The following is an 18,175-nucleotide window of genomic DNA, read 5'->3' as shown; positions in this document are numbered from 1 at the left end:
TAAGATCACATTGAAGGGGATGACGTGGAGCCACCCGCGTGGCTACGATCCCATGGTTGCCTGTTCCAGACTTTGGTTTGAGAAGACCGGAGTTGCCATCGAATGGGATAAGCGTTCGCTTCAGGATTTTGAATCGTTTCCCGTGGAGGAACTGGCGCGCAGCTACGATCTGATCGTGATTGATCATCCGCATGTCGGGCAGATCACGGCTGAGCATTGTCTTGCTCCGCTCGATGTTCCCGGTCGGGCGATTGAACGCGAAGGCCTAAGTAAAGGCAGCGTAGGGCAATCCTATCCGAGTTATCATTGGCAAGGTCATCAATGGGCCTTTCCCGTTGATACGGCAACGCAGGTCTGTGCGTGGCGGCCCGATCTTCTGAAGCAATCACCAAAAACTTGGGACGAGATGTTGGTCTTTGCCAAAGAGGGCAGGGTTCTTCTTCCGCTCAGGCCACCGCATTCCCTCATGACGTTCTATACTCTGTGCGGAAATCTCGGCACTCCCTGCGCAACGGCATCGGCCGAATTGATCAATCGGGAGCATGGTATGCGTGTTCTGGAAATGATGCGCGAGATCAGTGCGCTTGTTGATCCAGCCTGTTTTGAGATGGACCCGATTGCTGTGCTTGAACGAATGGCTGAGAGCGGATCACAGATCGCCTGCGCGCCCCTGATTTATGGCTACGTCAATTATGCGATCAAAGGCTTCCGGCCCAATCTCGTTGCTTTTGCCGATATTCCTGCTGTGGGTGAAAATGGCCCGATCGGGTCAGCACTTGGTGGAACAGGTATTGCCGTCTCTGCATTTTCCGGGCATCGCGCGGAGGCCATTGATTTTGCCTACTGGATAGCCAGCGGCGATATACAACGTGGCCCTTATGCGGAGACTGGCGGCCAGCCCGGACATGCTGATGCATGGGAAGATGAAGCGGTCAACGCTGCCACGTCAGATTTCTATGTAGCAACACGCATGACGCTTGAGGCTGCCTGGGTGCGTCCACGTCACAATGGCTATATGGCGTTTCAGCAATCAGCATCGGATAGGATCAATCAGGGGTTGCAGAGCTGGCAGAACACCGGAAGCGTCATTGACGATCTGAATGCTCAATTCCGGCTTGGTTTTAGTCAATAAACGGACTTCGCGTTTACCCGTCTCTGCCGTGGCGCATTTGTTCACCGCGACCATAACGTCCCGGACAAACACCAATACCACGCTGACACTCTGTAGGGCTTGAATCTGTTATCTCGGACGAGCGCGGGGTCCAGCTTGCATAGGTCGATCCACAAGCACTCAAAGCCAGGCTTGATAAAAGAGTTACAACCGCCACGTACTTCATTCTTTAATCCCAAGATTACGACAACAACTCTGCTTTGCCGCAAACCAGAATGAAAGTCAAAGTTGTGATGCCCGATAGACCATCATCAAACAGGCCAATCACGCATAGCGTTTCTCAGGTTCAGCATCCGCTCCATTGACAGCCGGGTGGGCGTTGACGGCCGTGATGACAGCCAGAGCAGCAAGTGAATTCACACTGCGATTGCCGCGATTGAATGCGGTCATAACGGTTTCGGCGATGATTTTCGCTTCCTCGTTCGTGCTAGATTTCACGAGGAGCGTTGCTGCCGCCTTGTCATAGGCCGCCTGCATCAGGTCCCAATCATCCTGCGAATAGGTCGTTTCCGGTGGATTTGCGAAAGACATGGGGAGTATTCCTTCCCTGAATCGAATGAAAATCCCGCGACAGGAAAAGGCTAGTCGCTCAAATGTGGCATGGCAATTCGAAACGATTTCTTGCTGCTCTGAAAGCACTTACCGCAGTGCAAACTGCCGACGTACCTATCGGAATATGGCAAATCCGGACAAGGAATATGAGCCGGCTTTGCCCTTTTATGGATGGGTGATTCGAGCCATCGCTACAAACTGCTTTCAGCATCCGTTCTTGCCTGAATATGCCGGGAAAGACGGGACCACCGCTGACTGAACCATGGTGTCACCAGAGATATTTTTTCGAATTGCCGGTTGGAAAAAGACGGATCAGTCTCCTCAAAGGTCCAGACCTTGAAGTTTGTCAGCTCGTGCGGCCCGAATGTGTGGATGAGCGGAATATCAGCCGCATCGCGTCCGCGCGCCACGACAATGCGTCCGATACGCCGCGTGTTGTGGCGGGCGTCGAATGTGTGCCACTGATCTCCGAGATAGACCTCGAACCACGCGTTGAAATCCATCGGGGCGGGATCGGCAGGAATGCCGATATCACCCATATATCCATTGACGTAGCGCGCTGGGATATTCATGCAACGGCAGAAAGCAACAGCCAGATGCGCGAAATCCCGGCATACGCCAACGCGCTCCTCATGAGCCTGTGCGGCAGTCCGCGTGGCACGGGCAAAACCATAGCTGAAAGTCAGCCGCTGGTTGACGTAATCGCAGATGGCCTGAACCCGCGACCAGCCTGGCTTGACATTGCCGAACAGGCTCCATGCCAGATTGCTCAGCTCATCCGTTTCGCAATAGCGGCTGGCGGACAGGAAGGCGAGACACTCGGTCGGCAGCTTGTCGACGGTTAGCTCCCGTGCGTTTTCGTCAATGGGATCAGGCAGTCCGTCATCCTCTACTACCGCATCATATTTCAATGAAAGATTGCCCGCCGGAGCCAGAAGACGCAGGCAGCTATTGCCGAAAAGGTCGTGAAAATTCTCGAGTTTAACCGTAGGCGACGCTGACGGGCCCCTCTCGCAAACAATGTCGGAAACGCGTCCCGCCTCCAGATTGAGATAGGTCGTCATCGGCGTTGGTTCGTTGCACTTGATAGCAATTTCATATCCGACACGGATCAACATGGCGCATCCTTTTGGGGTTTTGAATGGAACGCGAGAAAGGAGTTTGAGTTCCTGCCATGCCCAATAAAATTGTCGATAAATGCAAATGGCTTTGCTCAAACCCGCGCCGGAAGGCTCTTCAGTCTTTGTTGACCATAAGATTGTAAAATTTGAAACGAATGCCGCCTCGGCCCGTTATCTCAGCAGGCCCAAGCATTGCTGGAAGGGTGATAGGCGGGTGCAGAAACATAGGCTTTTGAGGTGTTTGGCACGCGTCGGCAGATGAGTACCGATCTTGCTCCAGAAATGGATGGGAAGGGTCATATGGCTGTAAAACATGGAATGCCGCATCAACCGGTTGCCACGGTCATGCGCACACAGATTACCCGGCAGGATTTCCGCAATGCCGTCCAGTCCTCCCAGCCTTCTCAGGCTGACAAGGATCTACCCTCGCAGTTCGTTGATCTGCTCAAGCGCCTTGAAAAGGCGGAGAAGCGCAAACAATAGGGAATGGCTCAGTTGTTGCGTGTGTCCTGCATGACCTTGCCCTGATAGGCGAGGTGGGCGTCCCGGCCATATTTGGCCGTGTAATTGACAAAGCTGCCGAAGGACAAGGCAAAAGCCATGAAAATGAAAAAGACAATGCCAAGACGCTGTACAAGCATGACAGATACCCCTGTGGAACTGACACAAAGGTATGAGTTGCAACCTGAACATGCGTAGAACCCGCCGTTCATCCCGCGTTTCAATTTATTAAAATTTTACAAATTTTATGGCCGTTGCCCGGCAGCAATGGGTTTCTTCACCGACCAGCGTTCGTGCAGTCGTGCCAGCATCAGATAGATGACCGGTGTGGTGTAGAGGGTGAGCACCTGCGACACGATGAGCCCGCCAACAATGGTAATTCCAAGCGGACGGCGCAGTTCTGAACCGGGACCGGTCGCAATGATGAGCGGTATGGCGCCCATGATGGCGGCAAGCGTTGTCATGAGGATTGGCCGGAAGCGCTTGAGACATGCCTGATAAATCGCGTCCTCCGCTGACAGGCCATAGCTTCGTTCGCCCTGTAGTGCGAAATCCACCATCATGATGCCGTTCTTCTTGACGATGCCGATCAGAAGAATGATGCCGATAAAGGCAATCAGTGTCAGTTCCGTGCCCGTTATGACCAATGCAAGCAGGGCGCCAAGCCCGGCAGAGGGCAGGGTGGATATGATTGTCAGAGGGTGGGCGAGGCTCTCATAGAGAATGCCGAGCACGATATAGACTGTCAGCAATGCCGCAAGGATAAGCAGGGGTTGGCTGCCGGTGGATTGGGTGAGTGATGCGGCGTCGCCCGCAAACTCCGCGTGAAGTGAATCGGGAAGATGCATGCCGAGAACAGCTGCCTGTACCGCATTGTTGGCATCTTCCAGCGAGGTCCCCAATGCCAGATTGTAGGAAATGGTGACGGACGGAAACTGCCCCTGATGATTGACGACAAGGGGCGCAAGGGTGCGCTCGATCTTGGCGACACTGCTGAGCGGCACCTGTATGCCGCCGGTTCCGGTGACATGCAGATTGGCGATTTGATCGGGGTCGAGCGCGTAACCGGCATTGGCTTCGATCACCACCCGGTATTGGTTGCGCGCCGAGTAGATCGTGGAGACCTGCCGCTGTGAAAAGGCATTGTTGAGCGCGCTGTCTATATCGCCGATGGCCACGCCCATGCGCGCAGCTGCGACCCGGTCTATCGTCACATTGGCCTGCAATCCGTTGGGCTGGCGGTCCGTTGCCACATCGGTCAAACCGGGTTCCTGTTTGAGACGGTCCAGCACCTTTGGCGCCCATGTGACAAGCTCACTATAATTGGCATCCCACAGGGTGAACTGATATTGCGACTGGGTCGAACGTCCGCCCGCGCGGATGTCGCCGGGGGAAAACAGGAATGTTGAAAGGCCCGCCACGGAGGCAAGTGATTTGCGCATTCGGTCAATGACAATGGCGGTCGGGTCGCGTTCCTTCTCCGGCTTCAGTGAAATCAGCAACTGCCCGCGATTGACACCGGATGAAAACCCGCCGCCACCGACGGAGGAGCCAACGCCGGCAACAGCCGGGTCCTGACCTGCAATTGCTGCCGCCTGCCGCTGCAGGTCCACCATGGCCGGATAGGAGATATCGGTTGAAGCCTGCGTACCGCCCATGATGAAGCCGGTATCATCAGATGGAAAGAAGCCTTTTGGGACTTTGACATAGAGAAAAGCTGTGATGGCAACACAGGCAAAAATGACAAGCACGGCCAGAACACGGTGATAGAGGACACTCTTCAATGTCCGGCCATAAAAGGCGATCACAGTGTCAAGCGTACCTTCGACTATACGGCCGAAGGCACCCGGACGGGCATTGGCATCATGGGCTTTCAGCCTATGTCCGCAGATCATCGGCGTCACGGTCAGGGATACGACCGTGGAGACAAGAATGGTGAAGGCAAGGGTCAGCGAAAAGGTCTGGAAGAAACGCCCGACGATACCGCCCATGAAGAACAGGGGAATGAAGGCGGCAAGCAGCGATACGCTGATGGAAATGACAGTGAAGCCAATCTGCCGCGCGCCTTCAAGCGCTGCCCGCATCGGCTTCATGCCTTCTTCGAGGTTGGCATAAATATTCTCGATCATGACGATCGCATCATCGACAACGAACCCAACCGATACGGCGAGTGCCATCAGGGACAGATTGTCGATGGAAAGACCCCAGGCCCACATGGCGGCAAATGTGCCAGCGAGCGACAATGGTACGGTCACACCGGCTGCCATGGTCGGGGTGGCACGCCGCAGGAAAACCATGACAACCGCCATAACAAGACAGATGGTGGCCAGAAGCGTCCACTGCATATCATTCACACTGGCATGAATGGTCGTGGTCCGGTCTGAGAGAACCGCAATATCAATGCCCGGCGGTATCAGCCGCTTCAGATCAGGCAGCAGCGTTTTCACCGCATCCACGGTGGCAATGACATTGGCATTGGCCTGTTTGGTGATGTTGAGAAGAACCGAGGGCTTGCCATTATACCAGGCGTCTGACCGGCTGTTGCGCACGCCCTGTTCGACAGTGGCGATATCGGACAGGCGAACAGCCGTCCCGTCGCCGCTGCGGATGATGATCCGTCCGTAATCCTCGGTTGTTTTCAATTGCGCATTGGTGCCAATCGAGAAAGCAAAATCACTGCCATCGATGGAGCCAACCGGTTCGGCCACATTGGCATTGACGATGGCGGTGCGAACCGTGTCGAGCGACATGCCCATGGCCGCAAGGCGATCAGGGTCGAAGCGGACACGGATCGCCGGTTGATCCGCTCCGCTGGCCGTCACTTCGCCAACCCCTTCCACCTGTGAAATACGCTGAACGATGACCGTGTCTGCCGCATCGTAAATAGCGCTGGCAGAGACCGTATCGGATGTCAGCGCCAGAATAAGCACGGGCGCTGCCGCCGGATTGACCTTGCGGAAACTGGGCAGTGACGGCAGGTCGGAAGGCAGGTCCGTAGCAGCCGCATTGAGCGCTGCCTGCACGTCTTGCGCCGCTCCGTCGACATCGCGCGACAGGTCAAATTGCACCGTAATGTTGGTGGAACCGAGCGAACTGACCGATGTGAGTTCTGTAACGCCAGCGATTGAGCCGAGGCGGCGCTCCAGCGGCGCGGCAACGCTGGCAGCCATGGTCGCGGGATCGGCGCCGGGGCGGCTGGCGGAAACGCGGATCGTCGGCAGATCTACCGAGGGAAGGCTCGCAACAGGCAGAAAGCCATAGGCAACAATGCCGAGCATCAACAGACCCAGCGCCAGTAGCGTGGTTCCAACAGGTCTGCGGATGAACGGTTCGGAAAAGTTCATACGCCGCCATCCGCTTCAGGGGCAGGCGTACCGGTTGGCCGACCGACGATGCGGCTGCGCAGGCGCTCAAAGCCGAGATAGATGACCGGCGTCGTATAGAGCGTCAGAAGCTGGCTGAGGACGAGGCCGCCAATAATGCTGATGCCAAGCGGAATGCGCAGCTCCGAGCCGGTTCCTTGCGCAAGGGCCAGCGGCAGGGCGCCGAAAAGCGCGGCAAGCGTGGTCATCATGATCGGACGGAAACGCAGGATCGATGCTTTGACAATCGCTTCGCGCGGATCAAGTCCTTCGGTTCTTTCAGCCTCAAGGGCAAAGTCGATCATCATGATCGCGTTCTTCTTCACGATACCCATGAGAAGCACGATGCCGATAAGCGCAATGATCGACAGGTCCTGCCCGAACAGCATCAGGGCGACCAGTGCCCCGACACCCGCCGATGGCAGTGTGGAAAGAATGGTGATGGGATGAATGGCGCTTTCGTAGAGAACGCCGAGCACGATATAGATCGTGATGATGGCCGCAAGAATGAGCCAAGGCTCGCCTGCCAGTGAACTGGCAAATTCCGCCGCATCGCCAGAATATTGCCCGCGGATCGACTCGGGCAGCGCAATGGCTTTTTCAGCCGATTTGATTGCCGTCACCGCATGGCTCAATGAGGCTCCCGGTGCAAGGTCAAAACTGACAGTGACAGCGGGGAACTGCTCGTCATGGCCAATGACCAATGGTGCCGTGGTGAACGAAGCGGTGGCAAACGCGCTCAATTGCACCTGAGCGCCCCCGGCGCCGCTGACATAGAGCTTATCGAGCGACTTCGGGTCCGCCTGATATTGCGGCGAGGCTTCAAGGATGATCCTGTACTGATTGGCCTGTCCATAGATAGTGCCGATCTGGCGCTGACCGAAGGCGTCATTGAGCGTGTCACTAACCGCCTGCATGGAAACGCCGAGCCGCGAGGCGGTTTCCCTGTCGACGTTGACGAAAATGCGCCCGCCGCCCATTTCTATTTCCGAAGCCACATTGATCAGAGCCGGATCGCGCTGCAATTCCTTGGCGAGGCGCTGCGCCCAGTCCACCACCATCGCGGTATCGGTGCCGGTCAGCGTATATTGGTATGGCGCACGGCTGGAACGGGTGCTGATGCGGATATCCTGCACGCTCTGGAATGTTACCTGTACGCCGGGAATACCAGTGGTTTCTGTTCGCAGCCGGTCGATAATCTGCGCGGCGGAATCCGACCGCTGGTCCTGTGGTTTTAGCGCAAGGCTGAGCGTGCCTGTGTTGGGTATAAGATTGGTTGTGCTGGTTCCAACCACCGAAACAATACCTGCCACATCAGGGTCCTGTCGCAGCCTGTCGGTAACAATAGCCTGGGTTCGTTTGATCGCGTCGAACGAGGTCGTCGGCTCGGTTTCGATGATCGCCGTTATCAGCCCGGTATCCTGTGAAGGCAGAAATCCTTTGGGGATGATCACGTAAAGCGCAATTGTCGCTGCAAGCGTGACAGCCGTCAGCAGCAACATGAGTTTGCTGCGATCAAGCGCCCAAAGCAGACTGCGGCGGTAGCCCTCTATGACCTTGTCCATCCATTGGTCGATATTGTGCAGCACGCCGCGGCGCTCGCCCTCTTCTTTGCCGCGCAGGATGCGGGCGCACATCATGGGTGTCAGTGTAAGGGAGACGATTGCGGACACAACAACGGCAATGGTCAGGGTCAAAGCGAATTCGCGGAACATGCGCCCGACAATGCCCGTCATGAAAAGCAGCGGGATAAACACTGCGATCAGCGAGACGGTCAGCGATATGATGGTAAACCCGATCTCGCCCGCGCCCTTGAGCGCCGCATCCAGTGGGCCTTCGCCATCTTCGATATGGCGAACGATGTTCTCGATCATCACAATCGCATCATCGACCACAAAGCCGGTGCCGATGGTCAGCGCCATCAGGGAAAGATTATCGAGGCTGAAACCTGCAAACCACATCACCCCGAATGTCGCCACAAGCGACAGGGGGAGGGCCACGCCGGCAATGATGGTGGCGCGCATGGTTCTCAGAAAGATGAAGACCACGAGAATGACCAGTGCGATACTGATCGCAAGGGTCAATTGCACATCATGGATGGACGCGCGGATTGTGTTCGTCCGGTCGTTCACCACATCCAGCGTCACACCTGCTGGCAAAGCCTGTTTGAGACGCGGCAATTGCTGCAGCACGCGGGCAACCGTATCGATGACATTGGCACCGGGCTGGCGCATCACATCGATGACGACGGCAGGCTCGCCCTGATACCACGCGCCAACACGGGAGTTTTCCAACCCTTCAACAACAGTTGCCACATCTTTGAGAAGAACCGGGGAACCGTTCTTGTAGGCAACAATGATGGAATTATAGGTCTGCGGATCGATAATCTGGTCGTTGGCTGAAATTGTGTAGGATTGGTGTGTGCCATCGAGCGCACCCTTGGCACCGGCAACGCTGGCATTGGTGATCGCGGTTCGAATATCCTCTAGTGCAATGCCATAGGAGGCAAGACGCGGCAGATCCGCCTGAATGCGCACGGCGGGACGCACGCCGCCCTGAATATTGACATTGCCGACGCCCGTGACCTCGCTCAGCCGCTGCGCCATCATGGTATCGGCAAAGTCACTGAGATTGCGGATGGAATAGCTCGTGGAACGCAAGGCAAGGGTGATGATAGGTGTATCGGCGGGGTTCACCTTGGCGTAGGTAGGCGGATAGGGCAGGGTTTTTGGCAGCAGGGAACCGGCTGCATTGATCGCCGCCTGCACGTCCTGCGCGGCACCATCGATATCCCGGTCGAGATCAAATTGCAGCGTTACCTGACTGATGCCGAATGCGCTTGATGACACCATTGAGGAGAGCGAGGGTATCTGTCCGAGTTGTCGTTCAAGCGGTGCGGTGACGAGTGACGCCATAGTATCGGGATTGGCACCCGGCAATTGTGTTGTCACCTGTATCGTCGGAAAATCCACCTGCGGCAGCGGTGCGACCGGCAGGGCAAGATAGCCGAGGATACCGCCGAGCAGCACGGCAATCCCCAGAAGCGAGGTTGCTATGGGCCTGTGGATGAAAGGTGTCGAAACACTCATTTCGGGGTCCCGCTATCGGCCTCTCCGCCGCTTGCACCACCGCCCTGCTGATTGCGTCGCTTATGCTGCCGTTCGCCGCTCTTTGCAGTTCCATCCGGTTGTTTGCCATCATCAGCCGGTTTTGCATCAAGAGCAGGCGTCGTTCCCGCATCCGCAGCGCTCGTAACCTGAACCTTGGCACCGTCCTGCAACCGGGCAAAGCCTGTAGTGACGATTTTGTCGCCCGCTGCAACACCTTCGTTAATGACGGCCTGCACATCATCCTGTTGCCCCACCGTCACCGGATGCATGGCAACCGTATCACCCTCCTGAAGCAGATAGACAAAAGTTCCCGTCGGGCCGCGCTGCACTGCGGCGGTGGGCACGACAATTGCCCCGTTCAAGGTCTGCACCAGCAAGCGCGCATTGACGAATGCGCCCGGCCAGAGGACAAGTTTGTCATTGGGAAAGTTCGCCTTGAGCTTTACGGTTCCCGTCGTCGGATCGACCTGATTGTCGATAACAGCAAGGGTGCCGCTGTCGATGACCGTCTTTCCGTCTCCCGAAAGCGCCTGCACGGGGAGGGTATTGGCCGCGCTCGCCACGTTGATCTTGGCCAGTCGCTGCTGCGGGATCGAGAATTGCACTGAAATCGGCTTGATCTGCGACAGTGTCACGATACCTGTTGTATCGGATGTGCTGACAATATTGCCGACATCGACATTGCGGATACCGGTGCGCCCATCAATGGGTGCGCGGATAATCGTGTAATCCAGTGTTGCCTGCGCACTTTCAATGGCAGCCTCGTCGGACTTGAGCTGCGCCTCATATTGCGCGACCAGCGCGCGCTGCGTGTCTGCCTGCTGCTGTGTGCCCGCATTGGTCTGGGCAAGCCGGATATAGCGTTCAAGGTCGAGCTTGGTATTGGCAAGAAGCGCCTGATCCTGCGCCTTCTTTGCGGTGGCCTGATCCAGCTGGGCGCGATAAATGGCGTCATCAATGCGCGCGAGCACATCGCCCGCCTTCACATCCTGCCCTTCCTGAAACTCTATGGCGGCCAGTTTGCCGCTGACCTGCGAGCGCACGACGACGGAGTTGAGCGGGCGGACTGAACCCACGCCATCGATATAGACAGGAACATCGGCGGATTTGGCTTCAGCCACCAGAACCGGTGTAGGCCCGAGACTTGAACCACCGCCGCGCCGTCCGCCGCCACGGCGTCCGCCTTCCCGCTGGCCAGCCGCGGGAGAGGCGGCGTCCTGCGTTGTCGCACCGGGTGTTTTCCACCAGCGTTCGCGCGTCACATATGCGCCCGCGCCAAGGGCAGCAATGATCAGGATCACCACCAGAGCGCGCGTTTTCGATACCATTCACTCACCTGTTCATGTCTTCCCTCGAAAGGGTCTAAGAGAAACAGTACATTAGCGGGTAATGGGGTTGCATGGAAATTGCCGCCGCCATTAAATTTTGTCCATATTTACGCGGCTTTCGCTTGCGCCGAAGAGGCTTTCAAGGCTAGGAACAATTTGAAACGGATAGCCCTTCTCAAGGTGCAACTTGCTGACTGCCACAAGGCTCTACATAGCGTCTTTCGCGTTGACGCTCATCGCTCTCTTTGCTGTCCTCCAGCTTGGGCTGCTTTCGGCCCTTCTATCGGGACTTCTCGTCTATAATCTCGTCCATCTTGCGGCACCCGTGCTTGGTAAACTTGGTGTTTCCAACAGCTTGACCAAGACATTGGCGCTTGCGTTGCTGGCCATTATCTTCATTCTTCTGATTGTCGCAGCTGTCATCAGCGGCCTTGGGCAATTGACCAATGGTTCGGAAGGCGTCGTCTCGCTGTTCAAGAAAATGGCCGAGATCATGGATACGGCACAGGTTCATGTGCCTGACTGGGCGAAAGCCTATTTCCCGTCCAATCTTGACGAACTGGAATCCATTGCCGCCAAATGGCTGCGCGAACATGCAGGCCAATTGCAGCTTGTCGGCCGCGATTTCGGCGTGCTCATTGTCCGCATCATCGTTGGCATGGTGATCGGCGGGATGATTGCGCTCAGCTCGGTGAATATATCGCGCACGCCGGGTCCACTGGCCCTGGCGCTGGTCGAGCGGGCAAGCGTGCTCAGCGGGGCGTTCCGCAACATCGTCTTTTCGCAGATCCGCATTTCCGCGCTGAACACATTCCTGACGGCGATCTATCTCGTTGTCATCCTGCCGATCCTTGGCGTGCATCTGCCGCTGGTCAAGACGATGATTGTCGTCACCTTTGTGGCCGGTCTTCTGCCTGTTATCGGCAATCTGATTTCCAACACGATTATCGTCATTGTCGGGCTCAGTGTGTCGTTCATGGCAGCCTTTGGCTCGCTCGCCTTCCTCGTTGTCATTCACAAGCTCGAATATTTCCTGAACGCCCGCATTATCGGCGCGCGGATCAAATCCCGCTCGTGGGAATTGCTGCTGGCGATGGTGTTTATGGAAGCGTGGTTTGGCGTGGCAGGGCTCATTGCCGCGCCGATCTATTATGCCTATCTGAAAGACGAGCTTACCGCGCGCAAGCTCATCTGAAGCTTATTCGCGTGATGCAAACAACGCCTCGAATCCGCTGACGTACTTTTCGAAAAGGCGTCCGAAGATTTCGATTTCTTCGGGCGACCAATCAGCAACGATGCCCTCGACAATGGCCTGCTTTTGCAACCGCAGTTCGGCGAGAAGCCGTTGTCCGAGCGGTGTCATGACAACGACGATGCGCCGCGCATCGGCCTGCGAGGCTTTCCGGCGCAGCACATTCTTGGCAACCATTTCCGCAACGATACGGCTGGCGCGTGAAGGGTCAATCCGCAATGTTTCGGCAATCAGGCCAACAGTGACTTCACCGGAGATTTCCCCGCGCCTGACCGCATCAAGCACATCCAGATGGGTCAGTTCCAGCCCCGGTGCAACCTTCTGAATGGCAAGACGGCCAATCACCCGCCGTCCTGTCATCAGCCGCATACGCGTCATGGCATGGCCAATGCGCAGGAGATCGTCATCTGTCCCGGTTTCGGGCGTTTCGATTTCATGTGTCACTAAAGTATCAGTCATGATTCAACCATAACAGATGCGCACCGGGTTTAAAATATGCAAAAAGCATTCCGCTGCTGTTGACATATGTATGCTAATAGCACATAAATTGCACCAATCAAACCGGATACCCCATCCTATGGACCAGAATAATTCCTTTGAGCCGCTCGTCGCGGACCCGCGCAAACGGCTGACTCTCTTCTTCTTTCTGATGGCTGCCATGTTCATGGCGACGCTGGATAATCAGATCGTCTCAACTGCCTTGCCAACCATAGTCGGCGAGTTCGGCCAGCTTGAGCGCTTCGCCTGGATCGGCTCTGCCTATCTGCTCGCCATCAGCGCGGTCATGCCTGTTTATGGCAAGCTTGGCGACCTGTTTGGCCGCAAATATGTGATGATTTCGGCCATCTTTATTTTTACGCTCGGCTCTGTTGTCTGCGGTCTTGCGATCTCCATGAACACGCTGATTGCCGCGCGCGTGCTGCAGGGGCTCGGCGGCGGTGGGGTCATGGTCTCGATCTTTTCCGTCAGCGCTGACCTTTTTGAACCGCGCGAACGCGCCCGTTACCAGAGCTATCTCAGCCTTGTCTTCATTGCCTCCGGCGCTATCGGTCCGGTTCTGGGTGGCACGATGAGTGATCTTTTCGGCTGGCGCTCGATCTTCCTGATCAACCTGCCGATCGGGCTGATTGTCCTCGCCGGGCTGATCTTCATGCTTCCCTACCGCAAACCTGCCCGCAAGCCCAAGATCGACTATGCCGGTGCAGTGCTGCTTGCCCTGACGACGACAAGCCTTGTGCTTGCAGCCGATGGCGGCCAGTTGTTCGGCTCGCTGCTGGCGCCGCAGACCCTCGGCATTATCGGCTTCGGCATTGTCTGCGCCATCATATGGGTTTTTGTTGAACGCCGCGCGCAGGAACCGATCATTCCGCTGTCGCTGTTCCGCAATTCGACCTTTACTTTGTTCGTGATCATTTCCGTGGCCAGCGGTTGCATTGCTATCGGCATGGTCAATTATTTCGCCTTCTTCCTGCAGACGACGACGGGCCTGTCGCCATCGATGGCGGGCCTGCTGTTCATCCTTTTGACGGGTGGCATCGTCGGCGGTTCGCTGTTTACAGGCCGCGTGATTTCGATGACGGGCCGCTATAAATATCTGTCAATGGGTGGCCTTGCCTTCAGTACGGTTGCCTTTGGTCTGTTCACGCAGGTTCATGCGGGAACTCCCGTGGTTCTCATCGGTCTCCTGATGCTGATGCACGGTGTTGGTATTGGCATGGGGCAGCAGATTCCGATTATCGGCGTGCAGAACGCCGCCGGAAGTCGCGATGTGGGTGCAGCAACCGGCTCGGTATCGCTGGCACGCATGGCCGGAGCCTCGATTGCCATCTCGGCCTACGGCGCCATCATTGCGGCCAACATCTCGCATGGGGCCGTCAACATTCCGGGTGTGGGCAATATCGAGGAACTGACGCCGAAGATGATGGCGGCACTGCCAGCGGAAGCAAAGCAGATGCTTGCCGATAGTTATGCTGCCGCATTCAGCCCGCTGTTCCTGACCGCCGCCTGCATTGCCCTGTTTGGTCTGCTGATGGCGACGCTTCTGAAGCCGGTGCAATTGCCAAGCGCGGGCAAGCCCAAGCCGGTTGATCCTGCCATGCAGGCCAATGAAGCCATTGCGGAGGCGGCGGAATAGTCCGCCTCCGGCCCATTGCAGCGCTGACTGAAAAGTGCTGATCTTGCTGCTCACCCACTGCAATCATTGCGGGAAATGGAGAGCATCATGAAACTCAAATCAGTCATCGCCGCTCTGGGACTGTTGTTTGCCTTCGCCGTGACAACGGCGCTTGCTGCCGAGCGCTGGGAGCAACTGCCTGATCCCGCACCAATGCCAGCCGCCGTCAAAAGCGGCACCGCCCCCGTCAATGGCATCCAGATGTATTATGCGGTTTATGGTTCGGGTCCGCCGGTACTGCTTATCCATGGCGGGCTTGGCTATAGCGATGTCTGGGGCGGGCAGGTGGCTGATCTATCCAAGGATCATATGGTTATCGTTGCCGATAGCCGCGGCCATGGCCGCTCCACCCGCAATGCCAATCCGTTCAGCTATGACCTGATGTCCTCGGATTACCTTGCTTTGCTCGACTATCTCAAAATCGACAAGACGGCGCTGGTTGGCTGGAGCGATGGCGGCATTATCGGCATTGATATCGCCATTCATCACCCGGAGCGCCTGACCAAAGTGTTTGCGCAGGCCGCCAATACCAAGATCGACGGCGTCAAGCCGGATGTGCTGCAGAACAAGACCTTTGCGGGTTACATCGAAAAGGCTGGCGAGGTTTACAGGAAAATCTCCCCGACGCCGGGCGAATATGATGCCTTTGTCGAGCAGATCAGCGGCATGTGGGCCAGCGAGCCAAACTGGACCGATGACGACCTGAAAAAGATCAAAACACCGATTGCTATCGTGCTTGGGGATCATGACGAAGCAATCACCCGCGAGCATACGGATTACATGGCCAAAACCATTCCCGGCGCCAAGCTGGTGATACTGGATAATGCCAGCCACTTTGCGATGCTGCAGGACCCGGCGGGGTATAACAAGGCCGTGCGGGATTTTATTGATCGGTAGGTGATCCCTGCAAGGCTGTTGGTTCGTGGTTCGTGGTTCGACAGGCTCACCATGAGGGACTTGGGTGGATGCAAAGGTAATCATAATGGCTGCAGAATATGGCTCCCTACAAACCACCTCTCCCTGTCATCCTCGGGCTTGACCCGAGGACCCACGGCAAAAGAGATCAAACGAACGTGACCACTCGCGCTTTTAAATTATGGGTCCTCGGGTCAGGCCCGAGGATGACGGAGTGGGGAGGGATGATGGGGAGCCACAGTCTGCAACCATTTTGATCTGCAATCTCTGCGATTATCGTTGCATCCACCCAAGTCCCTCATGGTGAGCCTCCAGAGCCTGTCGAAGGGCGAACCACGAACCACGCCAAGCTCGATAAGTCTGCATACTGGTAGTTCTACCAGTTCCACCCCTGTCACATTCCAATTATGGTCCGCGTTGGACCGCTCGAAATGGATCGGTCTTGGGGCTTGATAACCCCTCGCAGGCGGCCTTGTGCTGCCGTATACTGCACTTCCCGTTCTATGATCGGGGAGGCGCCAGCGTATGTTCAAGGGGCAACCCTAAAGGCTGGCGCGCTCTTCCTGCGAGAGTTATCAACTCCCCGGTCACCAGAGGCTAAACCTTTGGTGGCCGCTTTCCTCTTGGACAAGGGAGTGCGCATGAACGATTATAATTTCTGGGCCCATCTGCTCGACACATTTCAAGCCTCGCCGGATTTGATCAAGGCGATATGGCTGCTCACACCTCCCTTCTTCATGCTGGGGCTGGTGGCGTTGACGCTGCGGTTTAAGATTGACAGCAAGCGGGCAGATAAAGGGCTTGGTGGCGAGTTGGTCTATTCAGTCCTTCGTGATGCGCAAAACCGGGTTCATATCATCAGTCATACCAGACAATTGGACGGCAGCGCGCCGCTTCTCCTGCTCGACCCGGTCCGTACCGACCAGACGGAGCCGGACCTCATCGACAAATAGAGCGCGTTTCTCGCGTCACGCGGCACGCAGCGGGACGATGTTGGTTTGGTTTGTATCAGCAGGTTCGGTGCGCTGCGGTTTTGTTTTCGACCCCGCCACCCAGTGCGGACTGCCGCCGGAATCCATGGTTACGCGCAGAAAGACGTGGGTTCGGCAATCGGCCCACAGCTCGCTCGGCAGCTTCAGGGAACCATTGGTCCATCGCCACGATTTGCCGTTTTCGCTCTCCGGATAGTGAAAGCCGTCATCAAGCCGGGGATCGTTGAGGTCGATGTCCTTGCTGCAGCGCAAGCCGTCATTGATGTGAAGCCCATTGATGGAAATGCCGAGCCTGCGCTCGTCGCCGCTATCGGACCATTCGGCCGGAATGAATGTCTCCGATACAAGCCGCACGTCGCGGGCACGCACCGGTATGAGAAAGCGTGCCAGTCCCTCGTCAAGATCCGGTTCGATCCGCACACCATCGGCCACGATGTGGATATCCATATCGGTGGTTTTGGTCCAGCCGAGCAATTCCGCCCGTGCCCGCAACCGGCTCGCCACCGCTTCAACGATCAGCCCGTCAAGGATCAGGGGCCGGCAATAATCCGCCGGGCTGCCAAGTTTGCGATCCGGGTCAGTGACACCGTGGCTTCCCTCAAACCATGCGCGGCTGCCGCAATCGAGATAGCTTTCCGTTGGCAGGCCATTGGCGAGAAGAATATCGTGGCTGCCGAGTTCGACATGCCAATAGGTAATTTCATCGACATCGACCTGTGCGATGGTTGCGCCATTGATGAGATAGCCAGCCGGGATAAGCACCTCGTCGAGAATACGCACGCAGACGGCATGGCCGGGAGAAAGCCACAAATCGGCATAGGGCATCTGGTCGCCAAAAGCTCCGGCCTGAATGCGGACGGGGCAAGCGGACTGAAACTCGGCTGATCCGTTACGTTTCATGGTGTGATGGCCCAACCAGATAATCGGGCGATACTCGCCGGAGGCGGTGATCACCACATCTCCGACGTCGAGCGTTTCGACCGCGATATCCCCGCGCTCCGTCCGGATCAGCGTTCCCGGGGCGAAACAGGGCGCATTGGGGTCAATTTGGGTTGTTGTGAGCTTTCCCGTACTTGGGTCGAAGGCCAGATCGGCCATGTCGACCCCATTGCCAAAATTGAGGGTGTAATTTCCCATATTTGTTATGAATGTTAACGTGTGCCCGTTTATATCCGTCCCGGATATGGTCGCCCTATCTATGGCGCATATGATCGTGTCACGGAAATAAAAAGACTCTATTATTCCGTCAAACTGCGTGTGGAAAGTAAAGGTTGCGCCGCTCGAATGAGGGTAGTTTCCAGCAGGCATTTGAATTATTTGAGCGGAGTTCGCTCCATACCATTCATAGGATGAGCCTTCCCCCATTTTGACTGTGCCCGTTGCGATAGTACCAGGACCAGCAAAGAATTGGGCGTAATACAAATATATCAAGCCGCCAGAGATGATTCCTGGTGGAGACCCCCATGAAATCGTTATTGTATTACTAACCAGAAGCGCGGAGTTGTTTAATATCAAACTCCCTACGCCGACAACATAGGCGGTCGTGCTCGTGTTGTTGAGCACCGCTGTATCCCAGCCTCCTGGTCTACCCGCGTCCCAGTTATTACCGCTCCACGGGTTTGTTACAGGATCGACCCGCGGATTATCCCATCCCTGCATGTTATCTGATGGGCCAATCCAAGTTGTTGTTACCACGAC

Annotated in this window: 14 protein-coding genes; 6 read left to right on the top strand and 8 right to left on the bottom strand. The window is 56.4% G+C overall.

Annotated features, from left to right (window positions below):
• The first annotated feature begins 19 nt into the window (after positions 1-19).
• A complete protein-coding gene (locus tag FHW17_RS00345) occupies positions 20-1,132 on the top strand; it encodes an ABC transporter substrate-binding protein (RefSeq protein WP_182509386.1) in 1,113 nt (370 codons plus the stop codon).
• Between the two features lie 303 nt (positions 1,133-1,435).
• Here FHW17_RS00345 and FHW17_RS00340 read toward each other — a convergent pair whose 3' ends face one another.
• Together FHW17_RS00340 and FHW17_RS00335 are read right to left on the bottom strand one after the other, a co-directional pair.
• Positions 1,436-1,702, bottom strand: a complete 267-nt coding sequence (locus tag FHW17_RS00340) for a hypothetical protein (protein WP_112528711.1) — start codon at positions 1,700-1,702, stop codon at positions 1,436-1,438.
• A 212-nt stretch (positions 1,703-1,914) separates the two neighbouring features.
• Positions 1,915-2,841 (bottom strand): transglutaminase family protein, encoded by a 927-nt coding sequence (locus tag FHW17_RS00335; RefSeq protein WP_112528713.1) that lies wholly within the window; start codon positions 2,839-2,841, stop codon positions 1,915-1,917.
• Positions 2,842-3,144: 303 nt separating this feature from the next.
• Here FHW17_RS00335 and FHW17_RS00330 point away from each other — a divergent pair, with 303 nt between their 5' ends.
• Complete coding sequence (locus FHW17_RS00330; protein ID WP_112528715.1) at positions 3,145-3,327, top strand: hypothetical protein; 183 nt, start codon at positions 3,145-3,147, stop codon at positions 3,325-3,327.
• Between the two features lie 8 nt (positions 3,328-3,335).
• Here FHW17_RS00330 and FHW17_RS00325 read toward each other — a convergent pair whose 3' ends face one another.
• The 4 genes from FHW17_RS00325 to FHW17_RS00310 form a co-directional block, all read right to left on the bottom strand.
• On the bottom strand, positions 3,336-3,485 hold the full coding sequence (locus FHW17_RS00325) for a hypothetical protein (protein ID WP_162700273.1): 150 nt from the start codon (positions 3,483-3,485) through the stop codon (positions 3,336-3,338).
• Between the two features lie 105 nt (positions 3,486-3,590).
• Positions 3,591-6,689, bottom strand: coding sequence for an efflux RND transporter permease subunit (locus FHW17_RS00320; RefSeq protein WP_112528717.1), 3,099 nt, complete (start codon positions 6,687-6,689; stop codon positions 3,591-3,593).
• Entirely contained in the window at positions 6,686-9,796 is a 3,111-nt protein-coding gene (locus FHW17_RS00315) for an efflux RND transporter permease subunit (protein ID WP_182508977.1), read from the bottom strand. Before FHW17_RS00315 ends, FHW17_RS00320 begins: the two co-directional genes overlap by 4 nt.
• Complete coding sequence (locus FHW17_RS00310) at positions 9,793-11,145, bottom strand: efflux RND transporter periplasmic adaptor subunit (protein WP_182508976.1); 1,353 nt, start codon at positions 11,143-11,145, stop codon at positions 9,793-9,795. The genes FHW17_RS00315 and FHW17_RS00310 overlap by 4 nt, the downstream gene beginning before the upstream one ends.
• A gap of 187 nt (positions 11,146-11,332) precedes the next feature.
• Here FHW17_RS00310 and FHW17_RS00305 point away from each other — a divergent pair, with 187 nt between their 5' ends.
• Complete coding sequence (locus FHW17_RS00305) at positions 11,333-12,340, top strand: AI-2E family transporter (RefSeq protein WP_112528723.1); 1,008 nt, start codon at positions 11,333-11,335, stop codon at positions 12,338-12,340.
• A 3-nt stretch (positions 12,341-12,343) separates the two neighbouring features.
• Here the strand turns inward: FHW17_RS00305 and FHW17_RS00300 are convergent, their stop codons facing one another.
• A complete protein-coding gene (locus FHW17_RS00300) occupies positions 12,344-12,856 on the bottom strand; it encodes a MarR family winged helix-turn-helix transcriptional regulator (protein ID WP_091878564.1) in 513 nt (170 codons plus the stop codon).
• A 118-nt stretch (positions 12,857-12,974) separates the two neighbouring features.
• Between FHW17_RS00300 and FHW17_RS00295 the strand changes: the two genes are divergently transcribed.
• From FHW17_RS00295 to FHW17_RS00285, 3 genes are all read left to right on the top strand, one after another.
• Positions 12,975-14,531 carry an MDR family MFS transporter gene (locus tag FHW17_RS00295; RefSeq protein WP_112528726.1) on the top strand — a complete coding sequence of 519 codons (1,557 nt, stop codon included), beginning with the start codon at positions 12,975-12,977 and terminating at the stop codon, positions 14,529-14,531.
• 87 nt (positions 14,532-14,618) lie between these two features.
• Complete coding sequence (locus FHW17_RS00290) at positions 14,619-15,467, top strand: alpha/beta hydrolase (protein ID WP_182508975.1); 849 nt, start codon at positions 14,619-14,621, stop codon at positions 15,465-15,467.
• A 659-nt stretch (positions 15,468-16,126) separates the two neighbouring features.
• Positions 16,127-16,438 (top strand): hypothetical protein, encoded by a 312-nt coding sequence (locus FHW17_RS00285; protein WP_182508974.1) that lies wholly within the window; start codon positions 16,127-16,129, stop codon positions 16,436-16,438.
• Between the two features lie 15 nt (positions 16,439-16,453).
• Here FHW17_RS00285 and FHW17_RS00280 read toward each other — a convergent pair whose 3' ends face one another.
• Complete coding sequence (locus FHW17_RS00280; protein ID WP_182508973.1) at positions 16,454-17,575, bottom strand: Hint domain-containing protein; 1,122 nt, start codon at positions 17,573-17,575, stop codon at positions 16,454-16,456.
• Positions 17,576-18,175: the final 600 nt, after the last annotated feature.

This window comes from Phyllobacterium sp. P30BS-XVII, assembly GCF_014138335.1.
Lineage (GTDB): Bacteria > Pseudomonadota > Alphaproteobacteria > Rhizobiales > Rhizobiaceae > Phyllobacterium > Phyllobacterium meliloti.
This window is presented reverse-complemented; position numbering and strand designations above follow the sequence as displayed.

Coding starts and splice junctions, on each gene's coding strand:
- FHW17_RS00345 (WP_182509386.1), top strand. CDS start 20: ATGACGTGGAGCCACCCGCGTGGCTACGATCCCATGGTTGCCTGTTCC.
- FHW17_RS00340 (WP_112528711.1), bottom strand. CDS start 1,702: ATGTCTTTCGCAAATCCACCGGAAACGACCTATTCGCAGGATGATTGG.
- FHW17_RS00335 (WP_112528713.1), bottom strand. CDS start 2,841: ATGTTGATCCGTGTCGGATATGAAATTGCTATCAAGTGCAACGAACCA.
- FHW17_RS00330 (WP_112528715.1), top strand. CDS start 3,145: ATGGCTGTAAAACATGGAATGCCGCATCAACCGGTTGCCACGGTCATG.
- FHW17_RS00325 (WP_162700273.1), bottom strand. CDS start 3,485: ATGCTTGTACAGCGTCTTGGCATTGTCTTTTTCATTTTCATGGCTTTT.
- FHW17_RS00320 (WP_112528717.1), bottom strand. CDS start 6,689: ATGAACTTTTCCGAACCGTTCATCCGCAGACCTGTTGGAACCACGCTA.
- FHW17_RS00315 (WP_182508977.1), bottom strand. CDS start 9,796: ATGAGTGTTTCGACACCTTTCATCCACAGGCCCATAGCAACCTCGCTT.
- FHW17_RS00310 (WP_182508976.1), bottom strand. CDS start 11,145: ATGGTATCGAAAACGCGCGCTCTGGTGGTGATCCTGATCATTGCTGCC.
- FHW17_RS00300 (WP_091878564.1), bottom strand. CDS start 12,856: ATGACTGATACTTTAGTGACACATGAAATCGAAACGCCCGAAACCGGG.
- FHW17_RS00295 (WP_112528726.1), top strand. CDS start 12,975: ATGGACCAGAATAATTCCTTTGAGCCGCTCGTCGCGGACCCGCGCAAA.
- FHW17_RS00290 (WP_182508975.1), top strand. CDS start 14,619: ATGAAACTCAAATCAGTCATCGCCGCTCTGGGACTGTTGTTTGCCTTC.
- FHW17_RS00285 (WP_182508974.1), top strand. CDS start 16,127: ATGAACGATTATAATTTCTGGGCCCATCTGCTCGACACATTTCAAGCC.
- FHW17_RS00280 (WP_182508973.1), bottom strand. CDS start 17,575: ATGGCCGATCTGGCCTTCGACCCAAGTACGGGAAAGCTCACAACAACC.